The sequence below is a fragment of the Neptuniibacter sp. QD48_55 genome (genome assembly GCF_047778115.1).
Classification (GTDB): Bacteria; Pseudomonadota; Gammaproteobacteria; order Pseudomonadales; family Balneatricaceae; genus Neptuniibacter.
The window spans coordinates 3,204,877-3,229,538 of sequence record NZ_CP180555.1; the positions used below are offsets into that span (position 1 = coordinate 3,204,877).

A 24,662-nucleotide genomic window follows, 5' to 3' on the forward strand; every position below is an offset into this window, starting at 1 on the left:
CACTTATTTTTTCATGCCGCGGCCGCCAAAACGCTTGTTGAAGCGATCGATACGACCACCAGAAGTAGCTTCTTTCTGCTTACCAGTGTAGAACGGGTGGCAAGAAGAGCAAACGTCCAAGTGGATGTCTTTGCCCAGAGTGGACTTAGTTTTAACAACGTTACCGCAAGAACAAGTAGCGTTAATTTCTGCGTATTCCGGGTGGATACCAGCTTTCATGATAAACCTCATTAGATTCATGCCGCCACCTGATCTTCTGCCAGGCACCGCATTGATTTAAACTACCAGCAAAATAACTGGTACGTTAAGTAGGCGGCGAATTATACGCATCGATATAATACTGCGCAACTTAAAACCGTTTAAAAAGTGAGCAATTTAAGCATATATGAGCATTTTACGGCTTGCCATTCCTAGCCCCTTACGCAGACTGTTCGATTACCACTGCCCGGAAGGGATCGATCCCCTTTCATTAAAGCCCGGTATTCGCGTTTTAGCCCCGTTTGGGAGCAGAGAAGTCATTGGTATTTTAGTCGAGGTGGCACAAAGCAGTGAGTTTGATCATAACAAGCTTAAAAGTGCCTCACAGATCTTAGATGACACCCCGCCTCTCCCTGCTCACCTGTTTAAACTGGCACGCTGGTCTGCAAGCTATTATCAGCATCCAGAGGGCGATGCCCTGCAACAAGCACTACCGGTTTTACTGCGTAAAGGCCAAGCCTGTGAATATCAGCACGAAACATTGTGGCGCGCCGCCGAAGGCGCTTGCTTAAGCGCCATCAAGAGCAACGCTAAACGCCAACTGGAGGCGTTGCAGCTATTACTCGATCATCCTCAAGGGATCAGTGCCGATGCATTCCGTGCAGAAGGCGGACAGACTGCCGCATTGAACGCTTTGCAAGAGAAGCAACTCGCCGAATCATTTAAGCGCGAACACAAACAGCACACAGGCCCGATTCTGCATGAGTCACCTCTTCCTTTAAATGAAGAGCAAGATAACTGTGTAAAACAGATCGCTCAATTTGATGGTTTTAACGCTTGCCTATTAGAAGGTGTCACTGGTTCAGGTAAAACCGAGGTTTACCTGCAAGCGATCGAAAAGATCATTAATGAAGGCAAACAAGCCTTAGTGCTCGTACCCGAAATCGGCCTGACACCGCAAACCGTAGTGCGCTTTCAGCAACGCTTTAGCGTGCCTATTGTTGCCCTACACTCTAATTTAACCGATCGCCAACGCTTGGATGCCTGGCTACAAGCGCGCGAAGGCATTGCGCGGATTATTATTGGTACCCGTTCAGCCATTTTTACACCGATGAAAGCGCCCGGCATCATTATTATTGATGAAGAGCACGATGCATCGTTTAAGCAACAAGACGGCTTCCGCTACTCCGCTCGCGATTTGGCGGTCGTTCGTGCCCGCTCGGAAGAGATTCCTATTGTTTTAGGCAGTGCCACACCCTCTTTAGAGACACTACAAAATGCGATCGAAGATCGCTATCACTGGCTCAAACTCACTCAACGCGCTGGTAACTCATCTCCTCCTGAATTCAGGTTACTGGATATCCGACAGGAGAACTTATCAGATGGCCTTTCACCGCAGCTGATACTGAACATTAAAAAGCACCTAGAAAGTGGCACTCAGGTTTTGGTGTTTCTAAATCGTCGCGGATTTTCGCCGACGTTGACCTGTCACGATTGTGGCTGGATAGCAGATTGCACCCGCTGTGATGCCCATATGACGTTGCATCAACGTCCTGCGCATCTACACTGTCATCACTGTGACAAACAAGCCGCTATTCCCCATCGCTGCCCTGAATGTAATAGCGATCAACTGCAGCCGGTTGGCGTAGGCACTGAGCGCAGCGAGCAAGCATTGCAGAAGCTTTTCCCGAACTTCCCGGTGATTCGTGTCGACCGCGACAGTACCCAGCGGAAAAACGCGATGCAGGAGATCATGAATCAGGTGAACAGTGGCGCCCCCTGCATTTTGGTAGGCACACAGATGCTCGCCAAAGGACACCATTTCCCACGGGTAACACTGGTTGCGATCATCAATGCCGATAGCGGCTTATTTAGCGCTGATTTCCGCGGTATGGAGCGCACAGCACAGTTAATTCTGCAAGTTGCAGGACGCGCTGGGCGTGCCGACCATGCGGGCACAGTCATGATGCAGACCTACCACGCTGATCACCCAACCCTGCAAACACTGGTTCAGCATGGTTACAGCGCATTCGCGCAAGAGGAGCTTCATAACCGCAAAATGGCGCAACTACCGCCGTTTACGCACTACGCATTGCTTCGCGCAGAAACAACCCAGAATGGTCGCGCCGAATCGTTTTTGAGTGCGATTAGACAGCAGCTCGAAGATGACATGCTGCTGCCACAGGATGCCCATTGGATCGGACCTTTCCCAGCACCTATGGAAAAACGTGCGGGCATGCATCGAGCTCAGCTGATGATCTATGCGCAAAATCGCAAAGCGCTTCATCAGTTATTAGCCAACCTGTGTTGGTATCTAGAGCAAAATAAAGAGTCTCGAAAAGTACGCTGGTCTATAGATGTCGATCCAGCGGATACTTTTTAAGCAGATCTCGCCTTTCAGCTCTTAACATAGGCAGATTTTACAGGGATAATACGCGGTTCTTCTGAAGCCCCATCCGATCAAATTGATCGACCTTGGGCTCACCGACTTACTTCAAACGGTATTTGTACGCTAATGAAAGAGATAATTGCAGAGCTGATTGACTCCGCCCTGAAGACACTGATTGAAAATGGCACTTTGCCTGCCGACGTAGAACCTAAAATCATGGTGGAAAACACCCGTGATAAATCTCATGGTGACTACGCTTCTAACATCGCTCTGACATTAGCTAAACCAGCTCGCTGCAACCCTCGCCAATTGGCTGAGAAATTGGTTGACGCACTACCCGCATCAGACAACCTAAAACGCACAGAGATTGCGGGCCCAGGTTTCATCAACTTCTTTATCAGTGGTGCGTCTACTAGCTCTCTGTTGAAAAACATCCTAGAGCAGAAGAACAACTACGGCCGTAACAACAACGGCGAAGGTAAAAAAGTTCAGGTTGAGTTTGTATCGGCAAACCCGACTGGTCCTCTGCACATCGGTCACGGTCGTGGCGCAGCAGTAGGTGACTGCCTATGCCGCATCATGGAAGCGAACGGTTGGGATGTAACACGTGAGTTTTACTACAACGACGCTGGCCAGCAGATCAATAACCTAGCGCTGTCTGTACAAGCGCGCTGCAAAAACCTAACACCGGATGATCCAAGCTGGCCTGAAGATGGTTACCGCGGTGACTACATTATCGACCTAGCGAACAGCTACATGGCTGGCGACACTGTTGTATCTGAAGACCAGTCTTTCACTGGCGCTAAAGATGCAGATGATCTGGAATCTATCCGTCACTTCGCTGTTGCTTACCTACGTCGCGAACAGGATCTAGACCTTAAAGCGTTTGCGGTAGATTTTGATGTTTACTTCCTAGAGTCTTCTCTATACGCAGAAGGCAAAGTAGAAGCAGCCGTTCAGACGCTGATCGAAAACGATTTCACATACGAAGATGGCGGCGCACTTTGGTTACGCACAACGGACTTTGGCGATGACAAAGACCGTGTAATGCGCAAGAAAGATGGCGGTTACACTTATTTCGTACCCGATGTGGCTTACCACCTTGATAAGTGGCAGCGCGGTTTCGACACGGTTATCAACGAACAAGGTGCCGACCACCACAGCACGATCACACGTGTACGTGCAGGTCTTCAAGCACTTAAAGCAGACATCCCTCAGGGCTGGCCTGACTATGTACTTCACCAGATGGTTACCGTTATGCGCGGTGGTGAAGAGGTTAAGATCTCCAAGCGTGCAGGTAGCTACGTAACACTACGCGACCTAATCGATGAAGTAGGCCGTGATGCAACACGTTACTTCCTAGCAGCACGTAAGTCTGACAGTCATCTGACCTTTGATATCGACTTGGCTCGCTCTCAGTCTGCCGATAACCCGGTTTACTATATCCAGTACGCTCACGCGCGCGTTTGCTCTATCTTCCGCAAACTAAGCGAAGGCAACTTGGAGTGGGACGAAGCTGAAGGCATCGCTGCACTAGACAAGCTAGAGCTAGAATCTGAGAAGAATCTAGTGATCAATCTGGGCAAATACCCAGAAGTGGTTAAGAACGCAGCCAATGCACGCGAGCCACACCAGATCGCTAACTACCTGAAAGATCTAGCGGCAGAGTTCCACACTTACTACAACTCAGAGAAGACTCTAGTAGAAGACGCCGATGTACGTAACGCGCGTCTAACACTGGCTGTAGCAGTACGTCACGTACTAGCAAACGGTTTGGATCTACTAGGCGTATCTGCACCGGAGCAAATGTAAGTAGATGGCATCTCGTAAGGATTACGCCAAAACCAAGCGTGGTAAAGCTTCAGCTAGCCGCGCTAAGCCTGCCCCAAAGAGAGCCCCTGCTAAGCAGAAAAAGCGCTTTCCTACTGGGCTACTGGCGTTAACCTTATTGCTGCTGGGCGGCCTTGGTTACGGTTTATATAACCTAACTAAGGTTGATCCTGGCGAAGCCAGCACGCCACTGGCCAACAGCAAGCCTAAGCCTGCTCAGACGGCTGAAAAGCCGAAACCAGCTCCATCAAAGCCAGTTAAAAGTCAGGCACCGGTGATTGAGAAGTCGACAGCGTCAACTGATAAGAGCCGTTTCGAATTTTACGAAATGCTTAAAGAGAGCGAAGTTGAAGCACCTAAGGATGTGTATAAATCCACGCCGAAAGATGCCAAAACTCAGCATAAGTATCTGTTACAAGCCGGCTCATTTAAGGCCAAAGCCGATGCCGAGAGAATGCGCGCTCAGTTGATACTACTTGGACTGCCAAACGTCCACACCAATATCAGCACCAGTAAAGACGGCACCCAATGGTATCGGGTGCGTGTCGGCCCATTCGATAACCGCTCGCGCTTATCTAAAGCCTACGACAAATTGGTTCAGCAAAATATCCAGCCTTTGCGAATCAAACAGTAAAAGCTAAAAGCCCATCCTTAAGTCGATGGGCTTTTTGTTTTTACAGCCTTGAAATTCATCTCTTAGTCACCATCTTTCTTTAAACCTATAAAGAAACAGTGCAATACGCTTCATCGATTTATAGCGCACTGTTTAAGATTCACTCCCATTAGGAGCAGATAATGACAACGATAGTATCCGTACGTCGTGGCGATAAAGTAGTTGTAGGCGGTGATGGCCAAGTATCGCTAGGCAACACTGTAATGAAAGGCACTGCACGTAAAGTTCGCCTTCTGCCTAAGCACGATGTAATTACCGGTTTTGCCGGCAGTACCGCTGACGCAATTACCCTACTTGATCTTTTTGAAGCTCAGCTAGAGAAACACCAAGGCAACATTTTCAATGCCGTTGTAAGCCTAGCGAAAGAGTGGCGCGGTGACCGTGTGCTGCGCAAACTTGAAGCACTTATGCTGGTTGCTAACAAAGAAAAAACGTACCTAATCTCGGGTAGCGGCGACATTATTGAACCAGAAGATGGCGTTATCGCTATTGGTTCTGGCGGCAACTTCGCTTTGGCTGCTGCACGCGCCCTAACCGACAATACTGAGCTTTCTGCTAAAGATATTGTTGAGAAGAGCCTACATATCGCTGCTGGTATCTGTGTATTTACCAACGGCAACCTGACTATCGAAGAACTTGATTCAGTTCAGTAATCCAGCCACAGGAGCTAAAAATGTCTAACATGACACCACGTGAAATTGTATCCGAGCTGGATCATCACATTATCGGCCAAGACGAAGCAAAACGCGCAGTAGCTATCGCACTTCGTAACCGCTGGCGTCGCATGCAACTTGATGATGAGATGCGTACTGAAGTTACCCCAAAAAACATCCTGATGATCGGTCCTACTGGTGTAGGTAAAACTGAGATCGCACGTCGTCTAGCAAAACTAGCTAACGCACCGTTCATCAAAGTTGAAGCGACTAAATTTACCGAAGTCGGTTATGTCGGTCGTGACGTAGAAACCATCATCCGTGACCTAGTTGATATGTCTATTAAGATGCTACGTGAGCAGGAGATGGATAAAGTACGCTTCCAAGCTGAAGAAGCAGCGGAAGAGCGTATTCTTGATGCCCTACTGCCACCAGCACGCCCTGCAAACTTTGGCGAAGAACCTACTCGCGAAGACAGCGCTACGCGTCAGGTATTCCGTAAGAAACTACGTGAAGGCCAACTAGACGATAAAGAGATCGACATCGAAGTGGCTCAGCCACAGATGGGTGTTGAGATCATGGCGCCTCCGGGCATGGAAGAGATGACTAACCAACTGCAAAGCATGTTCTCTGGCATGGGCGGTGGTAAGAAGCAATCTCGCCGCTTGAAGATCAAAGATGCCTTTAAAGCCCTAACTGATGAAGAAGCAGCTAACCTTGTTAAAGAAGATGAGCTGAAACAATCTGCAGTAGAGCTAGTTGAACAGCACGGTATCGTATTCCTAGATGAGATCGATAAAGTCTGCAAAGGCGGCTCTAACAGCAGCGGTGACGTATCTCGTGAAGGTGTACAGCGTGACCTGCTACCGCTAATCGAAGGCTGCACAGTCAGCACTAAGTACGGCATGATCAAAACAGACCACATTCTGTTTATCGCATCAGGGGCATTCCACTTGGCTAAGCCATCTGACTTGATCCCAGAACTGCAAGGTCGTCTGCCTATTCGTGTTGAGCTAAATGCTCTAACACCAGAAGACTTCCGCCGTATCCTAAAAGAACCAAATGCATCGCTGACTGATCAGTACACAGCGCTACTTGGCACTGAAGGCGTGAGTGTTGAGTTTACTGATGAAGGTATTCATCGTGTGGCTGAACTGGCATTTGAAGTAAACGAAAGCACAGAAAACATCGGTGCACGTCGTCTACACACAATGATGGAACGTCTACTAGAAGAGCTTTCTTTTGCTGCATCAGACTGCTCTGGTCAGACTATCAAAGTAGACAAAGCTTTTGTTGATCAGCAGCTTAGCGAGCTAAGCAAAGACGAAGACCTAAGCCACTACATCCTGTAAGTAGGACCCTGTAACTGGGAGTAAGATGATGTCTAAAGCACCATTACCGACACAGATTAAGCTGCACAAGAAGTCTCGCACGCTGGAATTAAGCTATGAGGATAAAACCTTTGAGCTGAGCGCCGAGTACCTACGCGTGCACTCTCCATCTGCTGAAGTACGCGGCCATGGCATCGGCAATGGCGTGCTACAAACTGGCAAAAAGCTGGTAGGCATTAAAGAGCTGATCCCTAGTGGTAACTATGCCCTAAAGATCGTTTTTGATGATGGTCATGACAGCGGCATCTATACCTGGGACTGCCTACATGACCTTGCCTACAATCACGATCAGTACTGGCAAGAGTATCTTCAGAAACTTGCTGATGCTGGCGAATCACGCGATGGCGGTATGATCGCTATCGGCCGATAAGCTTTCCAGATCGATCATAAACATTTAAAAGGGCTATTCATTAATAGCCCTTTTTTATTTTTGGGTCACCTCTACCTAAAATAATCCCTTTTCAATCGCAGACAATTTCAGCGGATAAGGTTAAAATCCCCCTCTAATCTAAGATTTTCAGGACATCCGGATATGGCAGATCAACGCAACGACAACACCACTCACTTTGGCTATGAAAACGTCAAAACAGAGGAAAAAGTACAGCGTGTTGCTGATGTCTTCCACAGTGTTGCTGGCAAATACGATCTGATGAATGATCTGATGTCCGGCGGCGTTCACCGTCTTTGGAAACGAATCACTATCGAACAAAGTGGTGTTCGCTCTGGTAACACTGTCCTAGATATCGCGGGCGGTACTGGCGATCTGACCATGCGTTTCTCGCGCCTTGTTGGCCCAAACGGTAAAGTTGTTCTTGCTGACATCAACGACTCAATGTTGAAAGTTGGCCGTGACAAGCTGATGGATAAAGGCGTAACAGGCAACGTTGAGTTTGTTCAAGCAAACGCTGAGGCCCTGCCATTCCCTGATAACACTTTTGATGTTATCACAATCGCATTTGGTCTACGTAACGTAACCGATAAAGATGCAGCGCTACGCTCTATGGCACGCGTACTTAAGCCGGGCGGTAAGTTGATGGTATTGGAGTTCTCTAAAACAGATAACCCACTACTAACCAAAGCGTACGATTTCTACTCGTTCAATATCCTACCGCACATGGGTTCTGCGATTGCTGGCGACGCTGATAGCTACCGCTACTTAGCTGAGTCTATCCGCATGCACCCAGATCAGGAAACACTGAAAGGTATGATGCAGAATGCTGGTCTGACAAACTGCCGCTACCAGAACATGACTGGCGGTATCGTTGCGCTACACACAGGTATCAAGCCTTAATCGCTTTTTAGGATCTAAACCATGCTCGAGATGCTTCAAGCTACCCTATTCACGACTGCAGAAACGGTATGCAACCAACTGCTTAAACGTGACCCGGTTACCCTGCAACATCTTGAGCGCCTCACTGGCAAAGTGATAGCGATTGAGTGCACTTCACCTGCACTAAATCTTTACCTACTGCCTAATGCCGATGGTCTTCAGATCCAATCGGTCTACAACGACGAACCGACAACCATATTACGTGGCAATGCAGCCGACTTTATCACTCTGCTAACCAGCAAAGATAAGTCTGATGCGATGTTTGGTAAGACGGTTCAGGTCAGTGGTGACAGCGCTTTAGCTACCCGTTTCCAACAGATTCTGAGCGACGCTCAAATCGATTGGGAAGCGATGCTAGGTGATGTAATTGGCGATCTGCCAGCACACCAAGTAGCTCTGTACACGGCTTGGAAAGCTCAGTGGTATAAAAGCAGTGCTTCTAGCTTTATCCACAACCTGGATGAGTTTGTAAAAGAGGAAGTAAGGTTTATCCCTACACGTCCAGAGATGGACCTTTTCACCAATGAAGTTGAGCAACTTCAAGAAAGAGCTGAGCGACTGGCCGCTCGCGTTGAACAAACGCTGGCAAAGCATAAAGCTTAAGTTACCAACGTCTGCTCCATTCGTTCTGCATTAGAACGGTTTTACAACGACAAAGATCAAAATCGGAATAAAGATCAGTAACGGTAATTCGTTAAACAGACGGAAGTAACGACCACTGCGGTCTAAAGTTCCAGCTCTCATTTTGTTTAAGTACGCTTTGCACCAGAAGTGATAGCCGATCAGCAAGCCGACAAACGTCAGTTTTGCATGCATCCAGCCACCGCCAATGCCGTAACCAAACATCAGCCATATACCTAGGCCTAAAGTGAAGATCGCCATAATACTCATAAAGCCGTAGAGCTTACCGGCCATAATCTCTAATCGAGCAACATCCTGCCCTGCTTCACGCCCTTCAACGTAATGAACAAAGATACGTGGAAGGTAAAAGATACCTGCCATCCAACTGGTCATCGCAAGAATATGAAAGACTTTTATCCACAAAAACGACATACAAATTCCTTAGTAACCTAGCAACGGATAGAGTTCTCCGCGCTTAACAATTTTTTGAGCAGATTGAATCGTACCGTCACTCTGCCATTCTGAGATAACTTTCTTCAACAGAGGTAAGGCTTGCTCTTCAGTCATACCCGGTTTAAGAACCGGCTGATAGAGCAGCTTGAGCAGAAGGTAATCTAAACCAGACAACAATGTCTCTGGAGTACGATCATTAAAAATGGAGGGATAAACCTTTTCCGAATCATTCGGCAAACCCATCACCTGCGTGATCTCTTCAACAATACAGGTAACTAATTTGCCATGCATCCTCGCCTGATCAACCGGAATAATTACCGCCGCTTGATCGATCTCATAACGGCCATTCACTCGGAAGTTCGCCATGCAAACTGCACCATGAACGATCTTTTCTGCACGCTTACCAAAGAGTTCACCCACCTGACGTTTCCACAAAGACTGCTTAGTGAAAACCATAATCAAGTTAGCGTCCTGTTTACGACTGACGGTCTTAATCGATAAACCGGTGATCTCAGACAGATGTTTGAGGTGCATATTTACCAAACTGGTATGCACCTCAGCGTCAGGTACTTGGTGATCCAACCACACCCGTATTGGTTTATTCCAGCGCCTGACCATACGCCCTTGAAGGCTGTATTCATTGCGCAGCGCCACCTCTTTGAAGGCCTGCAGAATAAACTCAGGCTGCTGCCAGCGAACAGCAGGATCGACTGCCGCCGCAGGTAAGGTAAACAGCGCGCTGAATAACCCAATAAACAGAACGAAGCTTTTCACGTATTACACAGCTTCTGTTGATACGGAAAGAAGACCTGTCAGCTCTACCTGCAGCTTATCTCCAGGTACTACGGGGCCTACACCTGCAGGCGTGCCGGTTAACACTACATCACCCGGCTCTAGAGTAAAGAACTCACTAGCATGGCTAAGAAGCGGCAACACTTGATTCAACATAGCTGCACTGTTGCCCTGCTGACGGATCTCACCGTTAACGGTCAATTTGATCTCTACATCTTGTAGATCGTCAACTGCATTTGGAGCAATAAAAGGAGAGAGCGGGCATGAACCATCGAACGCTTTCGCCTTCTCCCACGGATGACCTTTCTCTTTTAGCTTTCCTTGAAGATCACGCAAAGTTAGATCTAACCCTAAGCCCACGCCGCTAATCGCCGCTTTCGCTTCTTCTTCAGACGCATTACTCAGTTTAGAACCAATAAGAATCGCCATCTCCGTTTCAAAATGAACAGAACCATGCCCTTGCGGCACGGTAAACGGCTGAGTCATATCAACCACACTCGTAGCAGGTTTGATAAACAACATAGGCTCGGTAGGTATTGGATTATTCAGCTCTGCAGCATGATCGGCATAGTTACGACCGACACAAATCACTTTACCCGTTGGCAGGTTTACCAAATCTCCGTCGACAATACTGTGTTGATAGCTCATAGGTACTCCTTAAATTATCGTGGGGTGAAGTTTACCCCCCTACCGCACAGCGCTCCAGTTTTACGCTTGTTTTATAGTAGAGCATTAAGCTGGATAGCAAAGTAATCAGCAGAATAACCAAGGATCCAAAGACTACACCATCCCAGCCCCAAGAATGCCAAAACGGGTCTAAATAGAAGCCACCGCTACTAGCCCCCAGATAATAGAACAGCAGATAAATAGACGATGCTGTCGCTCTAGCGTGAAGCGCAGTATGGCTTACCCAACTACTTGCACAAGAGTGAGCCAAGAAGAAACCAAAGGCACTGACCAAGAAGCCTAAAATGATCGCCCATAAACTACCCTGTAGAGTCAGCAGCGTACCGGCCATCAAGATAATGATCCCCACAGCCATGACTAACGGCTGCGGAATATTTTTGGCAATACGCCCGGAGAACGCAGCTCCCACCGTACCGCTCAGGTACGTCAGGAATAATAAGCCAAGCACACCCGCCGATAGGTAATAGGGCTCATCGGCCAGCAAAAATGTGGCATAGCTGTATTGGTTGATAAAGATAAAGAAGTTAAGCCCGCCCACTATATAAGCAAGTAGCAACAGAGGATTGGACAGGTGCTGATAGGCATCTTTAATCATCTGTGTTGGCACGATCTTTCTTGCGTTGAAATTCTCAGAAGGCGGTAACAACCAGACAAACAGGCATAGACAAAAGAAGCTAATAAAGGTCATCAAGGCGAATGCTTCCTGCCAGCCGAACAGTTCACCGGCAAAACCACCTATAAGACGCCCACCAATGCCCCCTAAAGTGTTACCGCTGATATACAAACCAACCGCAGCAATTAAGCCTTTTTTTGTGAATTCATCGCCCATATAAGCGATCGCAATTGCCGGCAAACCCGCTAAGCAAATACCTTGTAATGCTCGCCAGAACAGCAGCCATCTAAAATCAGATACCTGCGACAATACAAAACTACAAAGCACAGCCCCGCACATAGTCATCAGCATCAACCGCGTGCGTCCAAGGGCATCAGATAGGGGGCCAAACACCAACAAAGACAAACCTAAAGTCAAAGTAGTTACCGTTAAGCTCCAACTGGCTAATAATGGACTAATCTCAAACTCCTCCGCCAACATCGGTAGCAAAGGGTGCGTGATGTAAAGATTGGCAAACACCATAAAAGAGCCTATGCATAAGGCCATAGTTGCGCGCCAAAATTGACTTGTACCTGCTTCGATCATATTCCACCTCTCATTCGTGGTGGAAGACTAGCAATCGCAAAGCCATCATAAAAATATATACTTCTTATAGCCTTGATAAGAAAATATGATGATGGATATAAAACACCTACGCTATTTCAAAACCGTTGCCGATCTAAACAGCTTCACTAAAGCCGCTGAAAAGCTGCACATTGCACAGCCTGCAATGAGTATGGCGATCAGAAAACTAGAAGAAGAGTTAGATCTAAAACTACTGCATCGATACGACCGTAAAATCAGCCTGACCGATGAAGGTGAGCACCTTTATCGCCATGCCAGTAAGATTTTACAGGCTACCGAAGATGCCATTTTGGAGATGCAGGAGCTGAAAGGCTTACTCAAAGGCGAAGTGCGCGTAGGTATCCCAAGCATGCTTGGTTCTTATTATTTCCCGCCTATTTTGATGGCGTTTCGGCATCGTTATCCACAATTAACATTAACGGTTATTGATGGCGGCGCAGGCAAACTACAACGACTGTTAGAGCAAGGGGAACTCGATTTAGCAGTTATCGTCGATAAATCTATCCCCAGCAAGAACCTAGAATCCAAAGTCTTTCTGCAAGAACAGATGATGGTGATCTCACCGCTCGACCACCCCTTTGCCAGTTTAGAAAGCGTTGAATATTCACAACTATTTGCGGAGGAATTGGTGATGTTTAATACCGGCTTTTTCCACCGCAATGTAGTCGATGATCTGGCGGCACAGGCGGGTATCATACCCAAGATCAGCTTCGAGACTAACCTGATCCCTCTGATTAAATCGATAGTTAAACAGGGCTATGCCATCTCAACCCTGATGGCGATGGTAATTGAAGATGAACCTGGATTAGTGGCGCGCCCTTTTACAAAACCTGTCTGGTTGGACCTTTCAATCGCATGGCGTAAAGACGGTTATCTATCTCAGGCTAACCAAACCTTTGTCGATTTTGTGTTGGAAAACAGCCCGATTAAATCCTGAAATTTGCAGCGATTAGCATTTAATTTTATGATTCGCGCAAATTTTAGGAGATCAAACATGCTGAACGTAAACGAATACTTTGACGGCAAAGTAAAATCTATCGGCTTCGAAAACAGCGAAGGTAAAGTAACTTCTGGCGTAATGGCACCAGGCGAATACGAATTCGGCACAAGCGAAGACGAACTAATGAAGGTAGTTAGCGGCGAGCTAATCGTTAAACTTCCTGGCAGCGAAGAGTTCCAGTCTTTCCCAACAGGCACTGAATTTAAAGTTGCAGCGAACCAGAGCTTCCAGCTTAAAGTTGAGCAAGCAACTGCTTACCTTTGCTTCTACGGCTAAGGAAAAGCAAGGCTTCTGTATTCGCAATATAGAAGCCTTTTCCCTCCAAATATCCCCTTTATACAATCCACCTCATCTCAAGATGAATATTTTTCCGCCAATCTGAGCTTATCATTCATCCTTTTCAACTTTGGCTGTGCTAATATTCGCGCTTAATTTTAAAGCGTTTAAACCTGTGGCCCTCCTAGATACTAGAAAAAGCCACGCAAATTAAAGAGCTGCACACCATGAGCCAAACAACCTCTCTCGATAAAAGCAAAATCAAAATTTTGCTTCTGGAAGGCGTACACCAATCTGCGGTGGACACTTTTAATCAGAATGGTTACACCAACATCGAATTCTTAACTGGTTCCCTACCAGAAGAAGAGTTGATTGAGCGTGTTAAGGACGTTCACTTCATCGGTATCCGTTCCCGTACTCAGCTAACTGAAGAAGTTTTTGAAGCTGCTGAAAAATTGGTAGCTGTTGGTTGCTTCTGTATCGGTACTAACCAGGTAAATCTGGAAGCAGCTACGATGCGTGGTGTTGCGGTATTTAACGCACCTTTCTCTAACACTCGTTCTGTAGCAGAACTAGTAATCGCTGAAGCGATTCTTCTGCTTCGCGGTGTTGCAGAGAAGAACGCTAAAGCTCACCGTGGTGAGTGGCAGAAGTCTGCTAAAAACTCTTACGAAATCCGTGGCAAGAAGCTAGGTATCGTAGGTTACGGTAGCATCGGTTCTCAGCTAAGCGTTATTGCTGAAGCGATGGGTATGGACGTTTACTTCTACGATGTAGTCACTAAGCTTCCGCTAGGTAACGCAACTCAAGTTGGCTCTATGAAAGAGCTTCTAAACATGAGTGACATCGTTTCTCTACACGTACCAGAAACACCAGCTACTAAAGATATGATGGGCGAAGCTCAGTTCGCTGAGATGAAACAAGGTTCCATCTTCCTTAACGCTGCTCGTGGTACTGTTGTTGTAATCGATGAGCTATGTAAAGCACTAGATTCTGGTCGTCTACTAGGCGCGGCTATCGACGTATTCCCAGTTGAGCCACGTACTAACGATGACGAATTCATCTCACCACTACGTGAGTATGACAATGTAATCCTAACTCCACACGTAGGCGGTTCTACGATGGAAGCTCAGGAAAACATCGGTTACGAAGTAGCTGAGAAGTTGATCAAGTACAGTGATAACGGTTCTTCTATCACGTCTGTTAACTTCCCAGAAGTTGCACTACCAGAGCACCCACACGTTCACCGTCTACTTCACGTACACAACAACGTGCCGGGCATTATGTCTGCGATCAACACTGTATTCTCTGAAAACAGCGTTAACATCAGCGGTCAGTACCTACAGACTAACGAGAAAGTTGGTTATGTAGTGGTAGACGTTGATGCAGATTGCTCTTCTGTAGCACTAGAAAACTTGAAGCAGATCGAAGGCACAATCCGCTGCCGTCGTTTGTTCTAAGTTGATCTGATTTGATCAAAACGGGCAGCCTTAGGGCTGCCCGTTTTCGTTTTCCCAGCGTTTAAATATCAACTCGATCTGATTAAATACCTGATCTCGGTATTGCGGTGTTTCATTCACCAGATGATGTTTCGCCTCATCAATCAACGTTAATTCCATCTCGGGATAAAGCCTACCCAACACAGCCATATTGTGCTGCCAGTCGACCGTACTATCGAGGGTTCCCTGAATCATATGGATGCGCCCCGGCACAGGCAGATGCGCTTCGATCCAATCCCCCCACGCCAACATAGCACCGACCCAACTCACAGGGATTTCGCGGTGCTGTAAACAATCCCCTTCCCGTAGAAAGCGAATAAAATCATCATCATGAGAGTTTTGGCTATACCGCCTCGGTACTTGCCGTAATACGTATTTCAGCCAGCGAAATTTTCGCTGTATGCTGCGCCATAGGCTGGGTCTTACTAAGGGCGCCAACAACACTCGCTCACCCAATGAAGGCATAGTTTGATCGGTAAACAGTAGCTGATGCGCCATCACCACCGCCCCACCTGTACTCTGACCAACTAAATGAACCGGGTAAGATAGCTCCTGATCTAAACTGGCCAACAGCTCCGCTAGCTGAGTCGCATAGTGTTGAAAATCGTCCACTGCCAGCGGATCACCATCGGATAAACCATGACCACTCAAATCATAACAGAGCAGATCAAACCCGCTTTTCAAAAGGTCATCAATCAGGTGCTGATATAAGCCAACATGGTCCATATAACCATGCACTAACACAACCGTTCCGCGGTTACGGGAACGGTCTAAAACCGAAAAGGATTGCAGGGTCACAGAAACTTCATCGAGCGCTATACGGCCAATCCGATAATTGGATTTTTCAGCGATATCCAATAAGCCATAACAGGCTAAATACGCACGAACACTTTCGCTCGGTATTCCAAAACCCGTTTCAATATAAGGCCTTAGCCCTTTAACAAGGAGATCACGATCAAATAAGGTCATAGACACCACCTTAGGGACATTCCCGCACAACTTAGGTGATCATTTCATACTTAACCTTAGCTAATACTGCAGCCATTCGCTCAATTTATACCGAATATAAGGCCCATTTATCATACTTTTGGGTCGACTTAGGCGACAATAAGACACCATTGCGCTACTGTGCGATGCACAAATTTAGCTGCAAATTAATCGACAGCGATCATTCACTCAGCTACCGGTAGCCTCGCACCGGAGCTGGCAGAATATTTACTGGGGCAATTCATTATGAGTCAAAGAGTACAGAGTGGCGGTCTTCAGGTTGCACAGGCTCTATACGATTTCGTTAACAACGAAGCACTGCCAGGCACTGGCGTAACTAGCGAACAGTTCTGGGCTGGCTTTGATGCCATCGTTCACGACCTGGCGCCAAAGAACCGTGACCTACTAGCTAAGCGTGATGCTATCCAAGAGCAGATCGATGCATGGCACCGTGAGCGTCAAGGTCAGGCTTTCGATCTAGAAGCATACAAAGGCTTCCTATCTGAGATCGGTTACCTATTGCCAGAAGGCGAAGATTTCGAAGCGACTACTTCAAACGTTGACCCAGAAATGGCAACAATGGCTGGTCCTCAGCTAGTAGTACCTGTAATGAATGCTCGTTTCGCACTTAACGCAGCTAACGCACGTTGGGGCAGCCTATACGACGCGCTTTACGGTACTGACGCAGTATCTGAAGAAGGCGGCGCTGAGAAGTCTGGTTCTTACAACCCAGCTCGTGGCGCTAAAGTTATCGAAGCTGCACGTACTTTCCTAGACACAGCAGCTCCACTAGCGGCAGGTTCTCACAAAGATTCTGCAGGCTACAGCATCCAAGATAACAAGCTTGTTGTTGTAATGCGCGATGGCAGCGAAACTACGCTAGCACAAGCTGAAAAGTTGATCGGTTACACTGGTGAAACAGCTGCTCCGACTTCTATTCTATTCAAAAACAACGGTCTGCACTTCGAAGTACAGATCGACCGTGAAAGCCAGATCGGTAAAGACGATGCTGCAGGCATCAAAGATATCGTGATGGAAGCTGCACTAACAGCGATCATGGACTGTGAAGACTCTGTTGCTGCTGTAGACGGCGCTGACAAAGTTGTTGTTTACCGTAACTGGTTGGGTCTGATGAAAGGCGACCTAACAGAAGAAGTAACTAAAGGCGGTAAGACTTTCACTCGTTCTATCAACGCTGACCGTGAGTTCACTGCACTAGACGGTTCTAACCTTGCACTTAAAGGCCGTAGCTTGATGTTCGTACGTAACGTTGGTCACCTAATGACTAACGAAGCTGTACTAGACAAAGATGGCAACGAAGTTCCTGAAGGCATCATGGACGGTGTTGTAACTACGCTTATCTCTATGCACGATATGCAGGGCAAAGGTAAGTTCAGCAACACAACTACAGGTTCTACATACATCGTAAAACCTAAGATGCACGGTCCAGAAGAAGTTTCTTTCGCCAACGAACTATTCGCTCGTATCGAAGACATGCTTGGCCTAGAACGCTTCACTATGAAGATGGGCATCATGGATGAAGAACGTCGTACTACAGTTAACCTGAAAGAGTGTATCCGCGCTGCTAAAGAGCGTGTTGTATTCATCAACACAGGTTTCCTAGACCGTACTGGTGACGAGATCCATACATCTATGGAAGCTGGCCCAATGATCCGCAAAGGCGACATGAAAGCTGCTGCATGGATCGGTGCTTACGAAAACTGGAACGTAGACAACGGTCTTCTATGTGGCCTACAGGGTCGCGCTCAGATCGGTAAAGGTATGTGGCCAATCCCTGATCAGATGGCTAACATGCTTGAAGCTAAGATCGGCCACCCAATGTCTGGTGCTAACACTGCATGGGTTCCATCTCCAACAGCCGCTGTTCTTCACGCGACTCACTACCACCAGGTAGACGTATTCGCACGTCAGGACGAGTTGAAAGTACGCGATCGCGCGAACCTAGACGACATCCTAACTGTACCAGTTGAAGCTAACCCAAGCTGGACTGCTGAAGAGATCCAAGAAGAGCTAGACAACAACGCACAGGGCATCCTAGGTTACGTTGTTCGCTGGATCGACCAAGGTGTTGGTTGTTCTAAAGTGCCTGACATCAATGATGTTGGCCTAATGGAAGACCGTGCAACACTACGTATCTCTAGCCAGCACATCGCTAACTGGTTGCGCCACGGTATCTGTTCTGAAGAGCAGGTAATGGAAACGCTTAAGCGCATGGCTGCAGTAGTAGATCGTCAGAACGAAAACGATCCTCTATACCGCCCAATGGCTGGCAACTTCGAAGACAGCGTTGCATTCGCAGCAGCGTGCGAACTAGTAATCGAAGGCTGCGTACAACCAAACGGTTACACTGAGCCAGTTCTGCACCGTCGTCGTATCGAAGCAAAAGCTAAATTTGGCGCATAATCTGCCAAATTAAAAAGCTTTAAAACTGAAAAGCCGTGCTGAAAAGCGCGGCTTTTTTGTTTAGGCCGCCTCCCCCTAAAATAGGTTACACTGATAGCATTCTTTGCCTTTGTGAATAACCTATGTCAGAAGCTCAGCAACTTGCCGAATTCATTCGCTCTCATCCCAACCTTGTCGTCCTAACGGGGGCTGGCGTCAGTACAGATTCGGGCATTCCCGCCTACCGAGATTCCAAAGGTAACTGGCAACACTCTGCCCCGACCCAGCATAAAGAGTATATGGAGAGCCACTACGCCCGTCAGCGCTACTGGGCACGCAGTTTGATCGGTTGGCCTGCCATTAGGGATGCCGAGCCGAGCGCGGCTCACACAGCACTCTCTGAGCTAGAAGCAATGGGATTTATTCGCTTGCTGATCACACAGAATGTCGACCGCTTACACCAAAAGTCCGGCAGCCAAGCCGTTATCGATCTTCATGGTCGCTCTGATCGAGTCAGCTGCATGAGTTGTGCACAGAATTATGATCGTAAAGATATCCACAGGCATACTGAAGCGATCAATCCCCATTTCGAGATCCCTGAAGCTCCCCTTCGTCCCGATGGTGATGCCGATCTAGAAACCCATCTATTTGAAGATTTCTCTGTACCTGAGTGCCAGGCATGCGGAGGAATTTTAAAACCGGATGTTGTCTATTTTGGTGATAACGTCCCGAAAGAACGTGTGTTTAGTGCCTTGGATGCACTAGAAGATGCCGATGGTTTACTAAGTGTTGGTAGTTCTTTGATGGTCTATTCAGGCTATCGATTCTGCAAACGCGCCCATGAATGGGGAAAGCCGATCTGTTCTTTAACGATTGGGGTAACGAGAGCAGATCCACTTCTGGATCTAAAGCTGGACGCTCCGATTGCAGAGACGCTGACCGAAGCGGTAGAGATACTAAAGCGAGAAAGTTAAGCAGGAACTGCCAGATCGAAATCCATGTCGTCTAGGTGTTCTTTCATTACCTTACGTGCCATGCACACACACTTACCGCACTGACTACCAACGGCAAGCTCTTTGTTTAGATCACGCACACTTCGCGCGCCTTGATCTACGGCATCACGAACATCACTACAGGTAACATTTTCACAAATACAAACGAACATTGAAACAATAACCAATCTCAATTAAATCGAGTAATGATAATAGTTATCAAATAAGCAACTTTCAATACATTAAACGAGAATCTTGTTGAAAATTATTCTCATTGAATTGCAATTATTGAATGCTCTTCATAACTCGCCAACCAATTGATTTACTTATTAAATTTATTTCCCAAAATCACACAACAAAAAACTGGTTATTTATTATACAGAATCGCAATGAGAATCTAACGCATTAATCTTTGCAACTTATTGTTTTATAAGGATTTTTTTGATTTAAGTCATTTTATAAACTAGACTCTTGATCACTTTGAAATTGCTAACCCACACATAGCTGGGCGGTTATTACTAAAGGAGATCCCCCATGCAAGGCGACAAAAAAGTCATTAGTCACCTGAACAAGGTTCTGACAAGTGAGCTCACTTCAATCAACCAGTTCTTTCTTCACGCACGTATGTACAAGAACTGGGGCCTAGATGAGCTAAACGGGAAAGCTTATAAAAAGTCCATCAAAGATATGAAACAGGCAGACGATCTAATCGAGCGCATTCTGTTTTTGGAAGGACTACCTAACCTGCAACAGTTAGGTCGACTACGCATAGGCGAGCATACTGAAGAGATGCTGCAATGTGATATGGATTTCCAATTAGAGCAACTGACGATTTTGCGTGAAGCAATCGCTTACTGCGAAACGGCGCAAGACTACGTCAGCCGCGATCTGCTGGAAGATATTCTGGAATACGAAGAAGAGCACGTAGACTGGATCGAAACTCAGCAATACCTAATCAGTAATGCAGGTATCGAAAACTACCTGCAATCACAGATTTAACGGGAGAAGACAATGAAAGGTAATCAAAGAGTCATTGACGCACTAAACGGCCTGCTAGCGATGGAACTAGCAGCAATGGATCAGTACTTCATCCACTCCCGTATGTACGATGATTGGGGCTTACATAAGCTGTACGAGCGTATCGATCATGAGTTTGATGATGAGAAAGGCCACGCTGCTGCACTTATTGAGCGTATGCTGTTCTTGGAAGGCACGCCAGACATGACCACCCGTGATGGTTTTAAAGTCGGCACTGACGTTCCTTCAATGCTTGAGTCAGATCTTCGCGTTGAATATGAAGTTGATAAAAAACTTAAGGACGCGATTAAAGTCTGCGAAGAAGAGCAGGACTATGTCAGCCGTGAAATCCTAGAGAAGCTTCTGGAAGACACCGAGGAAGATCATGCGTACTGGCTGGAGAAACAGCTAGGTTTGATCAAAAAAATCGGTCTACCAAACTATCTCCAGTCTCAGATGGGCTAATAAGCTTATCCACTAAGATCATGCAAAGGCGCTGTTTATCAGCGCTTTTTCTTTGCCTACGATCAGCAGCCTGCAGCCCCTGCCTTTTTGCGATAAAATTAGCCTATAAATTTTAGGAGAGCAGAACATGGCTAACCGCGCTTGCGCCCGACACATATTGGTTAAAACCCGCGACCAAGCGGAAAGGCTGAAAATGCGCCTAAAGTTAGGCAATGACTTTGGTAAGCTCGCCAAAAAATACTCCCTCTGCCCATCGGGCAAACGCCAAGGTGGTGATCTGGGCGAATTTCGCCGCGGCGATATGGTGAAACCGTTTGATGATGTCGTATTCAAAAAGCCACTGCATGAGGTGCATGGTCCGATTAAGACCAAATTTGGCTGGCACCTTATCGAAACCATTTACCGCAAATAAACTAGGGTTAATTTCCAACACGTAAGACTTCGTTAAGGTCCGGTCAGTATGATTAAGTTTTTATCTACTACTGACCCTAAGCGCCATGCCTAAACTGATTAAAGACTTCCGTGATTACCAATTTGTTTATTACTGGTATGAAAAAGGCACTGGCAAACTTAGCCCTTACCTACCGACCCTGACGCATGCCGAAGAGTGGATTGAACAGCACCGCTCAACTCAGTTTAATGGTGTCGATCGCCGTAGACGTGAGCAGTCGTCCATCTATCAACGCCGAGCATCGGACCGAATGTTGCGTGTAGATGTCGATATCTCGGTGCAAAAGATTGCTGATCTAAAACAATCTTTTGCAGCCTGAGGTTCTGAAAAAACTTCAGATTTCTGCTTTACGCTGGTCTAGGCACAGTCACCACGTCGCCAAAGGTTTGGTAATCGGAACCACCCAGACGTGCCAGTGGATCAACTAACGCAGCATCAATTTTAGGTCGGCCCTGTTGATCTATTTCGACCACCGCGTCATCCAACCATATTTTCTCTATACGGCCAAAGACGAGTCGTTGCGGAGCATGACCAATATCCTGTTGCTGATACAGAGAACAGGACATAGCGATCTTAGGGCCAAGGATCCTAGGCAACTCAAAGCCTTCAACATCGATTGTTTCCAGATCGCATAGTTCGATTTCCGATTCCCCCCTAGGCAGCGTCACGGAACTATGGGTCACCTTGGTCGCGAGATCAGAACCTGCTATATGAATCACGAATTTTTCGGTATCTGCAATATTTGCATAGGTATCTTTTGGCGAGCCATCAGGCTTTGAACCTATAGATAACATGATCAATGGTGGATCACTGCACACCGCTGAAAAGTACGAAAACGGCGCAAGATTGAGTGCACCTTGTTGATTAGAAGAGAGCACCCAAGCCACAGGACGTGGTACCACAACTTGCGTCAGCGCATGATAGACATCTGACTTTTCCATATTCTCCAATTCTAAAAGCATATCCTTACCTGCAATAAAAAAGCCGCTTTCTGTTACCAGAAGCGGCTGTAGTAATCAGACTAACTTGAGTAATTACAAAGTTAGGACTTTCTCGCCACGTGCGATACCAGAAACACCTGAACGTACAACTTCCATAATGTTAGACGTACCTAGTGCTTCAATGAAGGCATCCAGCTTACTGCTTGCACCCACCAACTGAACGGTGAAAGTGTTAGGCGTAACATCGATGATAGTGCCGCGGAAGATATCCGCTGTACGTTTGATCTCAGCACGAACAGTACCATTGTTCGCCTTCATCTTAATCATCATCAGCTCACGCTCAAGGTGCTCACCTTCAGTTAGGTCAACAACCTTAACAACATCAATAAGCTTGTTTAGCTGTTTAGTGATCTGCTCAACAACACGGTCGTCACCTAGCGTAGTCACTGTTAGACGAGACAATGTCTCATCTTCAGTTGGCGCAACGGTTAAAGACTCGATGTTAAAGTTACGCTGAGAGAACAAACCAACAACACGAGACAGAGCGCCTGGCTCGTTTTCCATCAATACAGAAATGATATGACGCATGATTATGTTCTCTCCGTTTTGCTCAGCCACATGTCACGCATAGAACCACGTGGTACCTGCATTGGGTATACGTGCTCAAACGGATCAACTGCGATATCCATGAATACCATACGATCTTTCATTGCAAAGGCTTCACGCATAGCACCTTCAAGGTCTTCAAGACGCTCAACGCGGATACCTACATGACCGTAAGACTCAACCAACTTGATGAAGTCAGGAAGGGACTTCATGTAAGACTGAGAGTGACGAGATTCGTAGTTCATATCCTGCCACTGACGAACCATGCCCAAAGACTGGTTGTTCAAGCAGATAACCTTAACCGGAATATCGTACTGGCTAATGGTAGATAGCTCCTGGATGTTCATCTGGATACTACCCTCACCTGTTACGCATACTACTTCTTCATCAGGGAAGTTCAGCTTAACACCCATAGCAGCCGGAAGACCAAAGCCCATGGTGCCTAGACCGCCAGAGTTAATCCAACGATTTGGCTTGTTAAACTTGTAGTACTGCGCAGCAAACATCTGGTGCTGACCTACGTCAGAACAAACGTAAGCATCGCCATTAGTCACTTTGCTAAGCATCTCGATAACTTGCTGAGGCTTCATTAGCTCAGAGTCATCTGTGCGGTAGCGACCTCCGTGACGCGCACGCCATTCGTCGATTTGCTCCCACCAAGCTTGCAGGCTATCAGCGCAAGGCGCTTTCTTAGCCGCACGCACCTGTTCTAGCATCTCTTTAAGAACAGCTTGAGCTGGACCTACAATTGGTACATCCGCTTTGATCGTTTTAGAGATCGAAGCTGGATCAATATCAATATGAACGATCTTAGCTGTTGGACAGAACTTATCTGTACCGTTAGTTACACGGTCATCAAAGCGTGCGCCTACAGCCAAAATCATGTCACTGTGGTGCATCGCCATGTTTGCTTCATAGCTACCGTGCATGCCCAACATACCGATAAACTGCTTATCAGTTCCTGGGTAACCACCCAAGCCCATCAGCGTATTCGTTACTGGGTAGCCAAGCTCTTGAGCTAGTTCAATCAGCTCAGCACTTGCATCACCTAAGATTACACCGCCACCTGTATAGATAACTGGGCGTTTGGCAGCCAAAAGCATATCTACTGCTTTTTTGATCTGACCTGTGTGACCTTTAGCGATCGGATTGTAAGAACGCATTTTTACGCTCTTAGGATATTCGTATTCGTAACGCTCTGTAGGCGTAGTCATATCTTTAGGGATATCGACTACAACCGGACCTGGACGACCACTTTCAGCGATGTGGAAAGCTTTCTTAATGATTTCAGGAATATCTTGCGGACGCTGCACGCTGAAACTGTGCTTAACGACCGGACGTGAAATACCGATCATGTCGGTTTCCTGGAAAGCATCTTCACCGATCAGGTGTGACATAACCTGACCCGTAATAACCACCATTGGAATAGAATCTGTGTATGCAGTAGCAATACCCGTTACTGCATTGGTTGCGCCTGGACCAGACGTAACTAGTGCCACACCCGCTTTACCGGTAGCTCGTGCATAAGCATCAGCCATGTGTGTAGCAGCCTGTTCGTGACGGACCAGAATATGTTCGACTTCGTCTTGCGTAAAGATTGCATCATAGATGTGCAGCAATGCACCACCTGGATAGCCGTAGATGTATTTAACGCCTTGATCACGAAGCGCGCGAATTGTCATCTCTGCGCCTGAAAGTAATTCCACTTTTCTCACCCTCTAACGACGTCAGTGTCTCGTTACTGACGAAATTAACAGTTTTTGTTTCTGTA

Annotated in this window: 27 protein-coding genes; 17 read left to right on the forward strand and 10 right to left on the reverse strand. The window is 47.0% G+C overall.

Annotated features, from left to right (window positions below; genetic code table 11):
- Positions 1-3 precede the first annotated feature (3 nt).
- Positions 4-219: a 50S ribosomal protein L31 gene (rpmE, locus tag ACMXYW_RS15000; protein WP_415884686.1), complete on the reverse strand. Its 216-nt coding sequence runs from the start codon at positions 217-219 to the stop codon at positions 4-6.
- 166 nt (positions 220-385) lie between these two features.
- Here rpmE and ACMXYW_RS15005 point away from each other — a divergent pair, with 166 nt between their 5' ends.
- The 8 genes from ACMXYW_RS15005 to ACMXYW_RS15040 all read left to right on the forward strand — a co-directional run bounded on the left by ACMXYW_RS15005 (position 386) and on the right by ACMXYW_RS15040 (position 9,067).
- Positions 386-2,581: a primosomal protein N' gene (locus tag ACMXYW_RS15005; protein WP_415904583.1), complete on the forward strand. Its 2,196-nt coding sequence runs from the start codon at positions 386-388 to the stop codon at positions 2,579-2,581.
- Between the two features lie 132 nt (positions 2,582-2,713).
- Positions 2,714-4,399 (forward strand): arginine--tRNA ligase, encoded by a 1,686-nt coding sequence (gene argS / locus ACMXYW_RS15010; RefSeq protein WP_415899381.1) that lies wholly within the window; start codon positions 2,714-2,716, stop codon positions 4,397-4,399.
- A gap of 4 nt (positions 4,400-4,403) precedes the next feature.
- Positions 4,404-5,051: an SPOR domain-containing protein gene (locus tag ACMXYW_RS15015; protein WP_415899382.1), complete on the forward strand. Its 648-nt coding sequence runs from the start codon at positions 4,404-4,406 to the stop codon at positions 5,049-5,051.
- A 161-nt stretch (positions 5,052-5,212) separates the two neighbouring features.
- On the forward strand, positions 5,213-5,743 hold the full coding sequence (gene hslV / locus ACMXYW_RS15020) for an ATP-dependent protease subunit HslV (protein WP_415882631.1): 531 nt from the start codon (positions 5,213-5,215) through the stop codon (positions 5,741-5,743).
- 20 nt (positions 5,744-5,763) lie between these two features.
- A complete protein-coding gene (hslU, locus tag ACMXYW_RS15025) occupies positions 5,764-7,095 on the forward strand; it encodes an HslU--HslV peptidase ATPase subunit (RefSeq protein WP_415904584.1) in 1,332 nt (443 codons plus the stop codon).
- Positions 7,096-7,123: 28 nt separating this feature from the next.
- On the forward strand, positions 7,124-7,504 hold the full coding sequence (locus ACMXYW_RS15030) for a gamma-butyrobetaine hydroxylase-like domain-containing protein (RefSeq protein WP_415882633.1): 381 nt from the start codon (positions 7,124-7,126) through the stop codon (positions 7,502-7,504).
- Between the two features lie 162 nt (positions 7,505-7,666).
- Complete coding sequence (ubiE, locus tag ACMXYW_RS15035) at positions 7,667-8,425, forward strand: bifunctional demethylmenaquinone methyltransferase/2-methoxy-6-polyprenyl-1,4-benzoquinol methylase UbiE (RefSeq protein ID WP_415904585.1); 759 nt, start codon at positions 7,667-7,669, stop codon at positions 8,423-8,425.
- A 21-nt stretch (positions 8,426-8,446) separates the two neighbouring features.
- Positions 8,447-9,067, forward strand: a complete 621-nt coding sequence (locus tag ACMXYW_RS15040; RefSeq protein WP_415904586.1) for an SCP2 domain-containing protein — start codon at positions 8,447-8,449, stop codon at positions 9,065-9,067.
- Positions 9,068-9,097: 30 nt separating this feature from the next.
- Here ACMXYW_RS15040 and ACMXYW_RS15045 read toward each other — a convergent pair whose 3' ends face one another.
- The 4 genes from ACMXYW_RS15045 to ACMXYW_RS15060 are packed head-to-tail and all read right to left on the reverse strand — an operon-like array spanning position 9,098 to position 12,215.
- Positions 9,098-9,517: a CopD family protein gene (locus ACMXYW_RS15045; protein WP_415904587.1), complete on the reverse strand. Its 420-nt coding sequence runs from the start codon at positions 9,515-9,517 to the stop codon at positions 9,098-9,100.
- Between the two features lie 9 nt (positions 9,518-9,526).
- Positions 9,527-10,312, reverse strand: a complete 786-nt coding sequence (locus ACMXYW_RS15050) for a DUF2927 domain-containing protein (RefSeq protein ID WP_415904588.1) — start codon at positions 10,310-10,312, stop codon at positions 9,527-9,529.
- Between the two features lie 3 nt (positions 10,313-10,315).
- Complete coding sequence (locus ACMXYW_RS15055; RefSeq protein ID WP_415904589.1) at positions 10,316-10,978, reverse strand: fumarylacetoacetate hydrolase family protein; 663 nt, start codon at positions 10,976-10,978, stop codon at positions 10,316-10,318.
- A gap of 31 nt (positions 10,979-11,009) precedes the next feature.
- On the reverse strand, positions 11,010-12,215 hold the full coding sequence (locus tag ACMXYW_RS15060) for an MFS transporter (RefSeq protein WP_415904590.1): 1,206 nt from the start codon (positions 12,213-12,215) through the stop codon (positions 11,010-11,012).
- Between the two features lie 91 nt (positions 12,216-12,306).
- On the opposite strand from ACMXYW_RS15060, the gene ACMXYW_RS15065 reads away from it, so the two are divergent.
- The 3 genes from ACMXYW_RS15065 to serA all read left to right on the forward strand — a co-directional run bounded on the left by ACMXYW_RS15065 (position 12,307) and on the right by serA (position 14,990).
- On the forward strand, positions 12,307-13,191 hold the full coding sequence (locus ACMXYW_RS15065) for a LysR family transcriptional regulator (protein WP_415904591.1): 885 nt from the start codon (positions 12,307-12,309) through the stop codon (positions 13,189-13,191).
- A 57-nt stretch (positions 13,192-13,248) separates the two neighbouring features.
- Positions 13,249-13,530, forward strand: a complete 282-nt coding sequence (locus ACMXYW_RS15070; RefSeq protein WP_415882641.1) for a pyrimidine/purine nucleoside phosphorylase — start codon at positions 13,249-13,251, stop codon at positions 13,528-13,530.
- Between the two features lie 227 nt (positions 13,531-13,757).
- Positions 13,758-14,990, forward strand: a complete 1,233-nt coding sequence (gene serA / locus ACMXYW_RS15075; RefSeq protein ID WP_415899390.1) for a phosphoglycerate dehydrogenase — start codon at positions 13,758-13,760, stop codon at positions 14,988-14,990.
- Between the two features lie 30 nt (positions 14,991-15,020).
- Here the strand turns inward: serA and ACMXYW_RS15080 are convergent, their stop codons facing one another.
- Complete coding sequence (locus ACMXYW_RS15080; RefSeq protein WP_415904592.1) at positions 15,021-15,998, reverse strand: alpha/beta hydrolase; 978 nt, start codon at positions 15,996-15,998, stop codon at positions 15,021-15,023.
- 264 nt (positions 15,999-16,262) lie between these two features.
- On the opposite strand from ACMXYW_RS15080, the gene ACMXYW_RS15085 reads away from it, so the two are divergent.
- The gene (locus tag ACMXYW_RS15085) at positions 16,263-18,440 is read left to right on the forward strand and encodes a malate synthase G (RefSeq protein WP_415899392.1); all 2,178 of its coding nucleotides are present in this window, start codon (positions 16,263-16,265) and stop codon (positions 18,438-18,440) included.
- Between the two features lie 122 nt (positions 18,441-18,562).
- Positions 18,563-19,393 carry an NAD-dependent protein deacetylase gene (locus ACMXYW_RS15090; RefSeq protein WP_415904593.1) on the forward strand — a complete coding sequence of 277 codons (831 nt, stop codon included), beginning with the start codon at positions 18,563-18,565 and terminating at the stop codon, positions 19,391-19,393.
- Here ACMXYW_RS15090 and ACMXYW_RS15095 read toward each other — a convergent pair.
- The gene (locus ACMXYW_RS15095) at positions 19,390-19,584 is read right to left on the reverse strand and encodes a (2Fe-2S)-binding protein (protein WP_415904594.1); all 195 of its coding nucleotides are present in this window, start codon (positions 19,582-19,584) and stop codon (positions 19,390-19,392) included. The two genes, ACMXYW_RS15090 and ACMXYW_RS15095, sit on opposite strands and share 4 nt — an antisense overlap.
- Positions 19,585-19,945: 361 nt before the next feature.
- Here ACMXYW_RS15095 and bfr (ACMXYW_RS15100) point away from each other — a divergent pair, with 361 nt between their 5' ends.
- From bfr (ACMXYW_RS15100) to ACMXYW_RS15115, 4 genes are all read left to right on the forward strand, one after another.
- On the forward strand, positions 19,946-20,410 hold the full coding sequence (bfr, locus tag ACMXYW_RS15100) for a bacterioferritin (protein ID WP_415904595.1): 465 nt from the start codon (positions 19,946-19,948) through the stop codon (positions 20,408-20,410).
- Between the two features lie 12 nt (positions 20,411-20,422).
- A complete protein-coding gene (bfr, locus tag ACMXYW_RS15105; RefSeq protein WP_415882657.1) occupies positions 20,423-20,893 on the forward strand; it encodes a bacterioferritin in 471 nt (156 codons plus the stop codon).
- A gap of 127 nt (positions 20,894-21,020) precedes the next feature.
- Positions 21,021-21,305, forward strand: coding sequence for a peptidylprolyl isomerase (locus ACMXYW_RS15110; RefSeq protein WP_415886057.1), 285 nt, complete (start codon positions 21,021-21,023; stop codon positions 21,303-21,305).
- Positions 21,306-21,390: 85 nt separating this feature from the next.
- Complete coding sequence (locus ACMXYW_RS15115) at positions 21,391-21,663, forward strand: hypothetical protein (RefSeq protein WP_415904596.1); 273 nt, start codon at positions 21,391-21,393, stop codon at positions 21,661-21,663.
- 28 nt (positions 21,664-21,691) lie between these two features.
- Here the strand turns inward: ACMXYW_RS15115 and ACMXYW_RS15120 are convergent, their stop codons facing one another.
- The 3 genes from ACMXYW_RS15120 to ACMXYW_RS15130 all read right to left on the reverse strand — a co-directional run bounded on the left by ACMXYW_RS15120 (position 21,692) and on the right by ACMXYW_RS15130 (position 24,597).
- Positions 21,692-22,306: a flavin reductase family protein gene (locus tag ACMXYW_RS15120; RefSeq protein WP_415904597.1), complete on the reverse strand. Its 615-nt coding sequence runs from the start codon at positions 22,304-22,306 to the stop codon at positions 21,692-21,694.
- Positions 22,307-22,378: 72 nt separating this feature from the next.
- On the reverse strand, positions 22,379-22,873 hold the full coding sequence (gene ilvN, locus ACMXYW_RS15125) for an acetolactate synthase small subunit (protein WP_415882661.1): 495 nt from the start codon (positions 22,871-22,873) through the stop codon (positions 22,379-22,381).
- Between the two features lie 2 nt (positions 22,874-22,875).
- Positions 22,876-24,597 carry an acetolactate synthase 3 large subunit gene (locus tag ACMXYW_RS15130; RefSeq protein ID WP_415904598.1) on the reverse strand — a complete coding sequence of 574 codons (1,722 nt, stop codon included), beginning with the start codon at positions 24,595-24,597 and terminating at the stop codon, positions 22,876-22,878.
- Positions 24,598-24,662 lie beyond the last annotated feature (65 nt).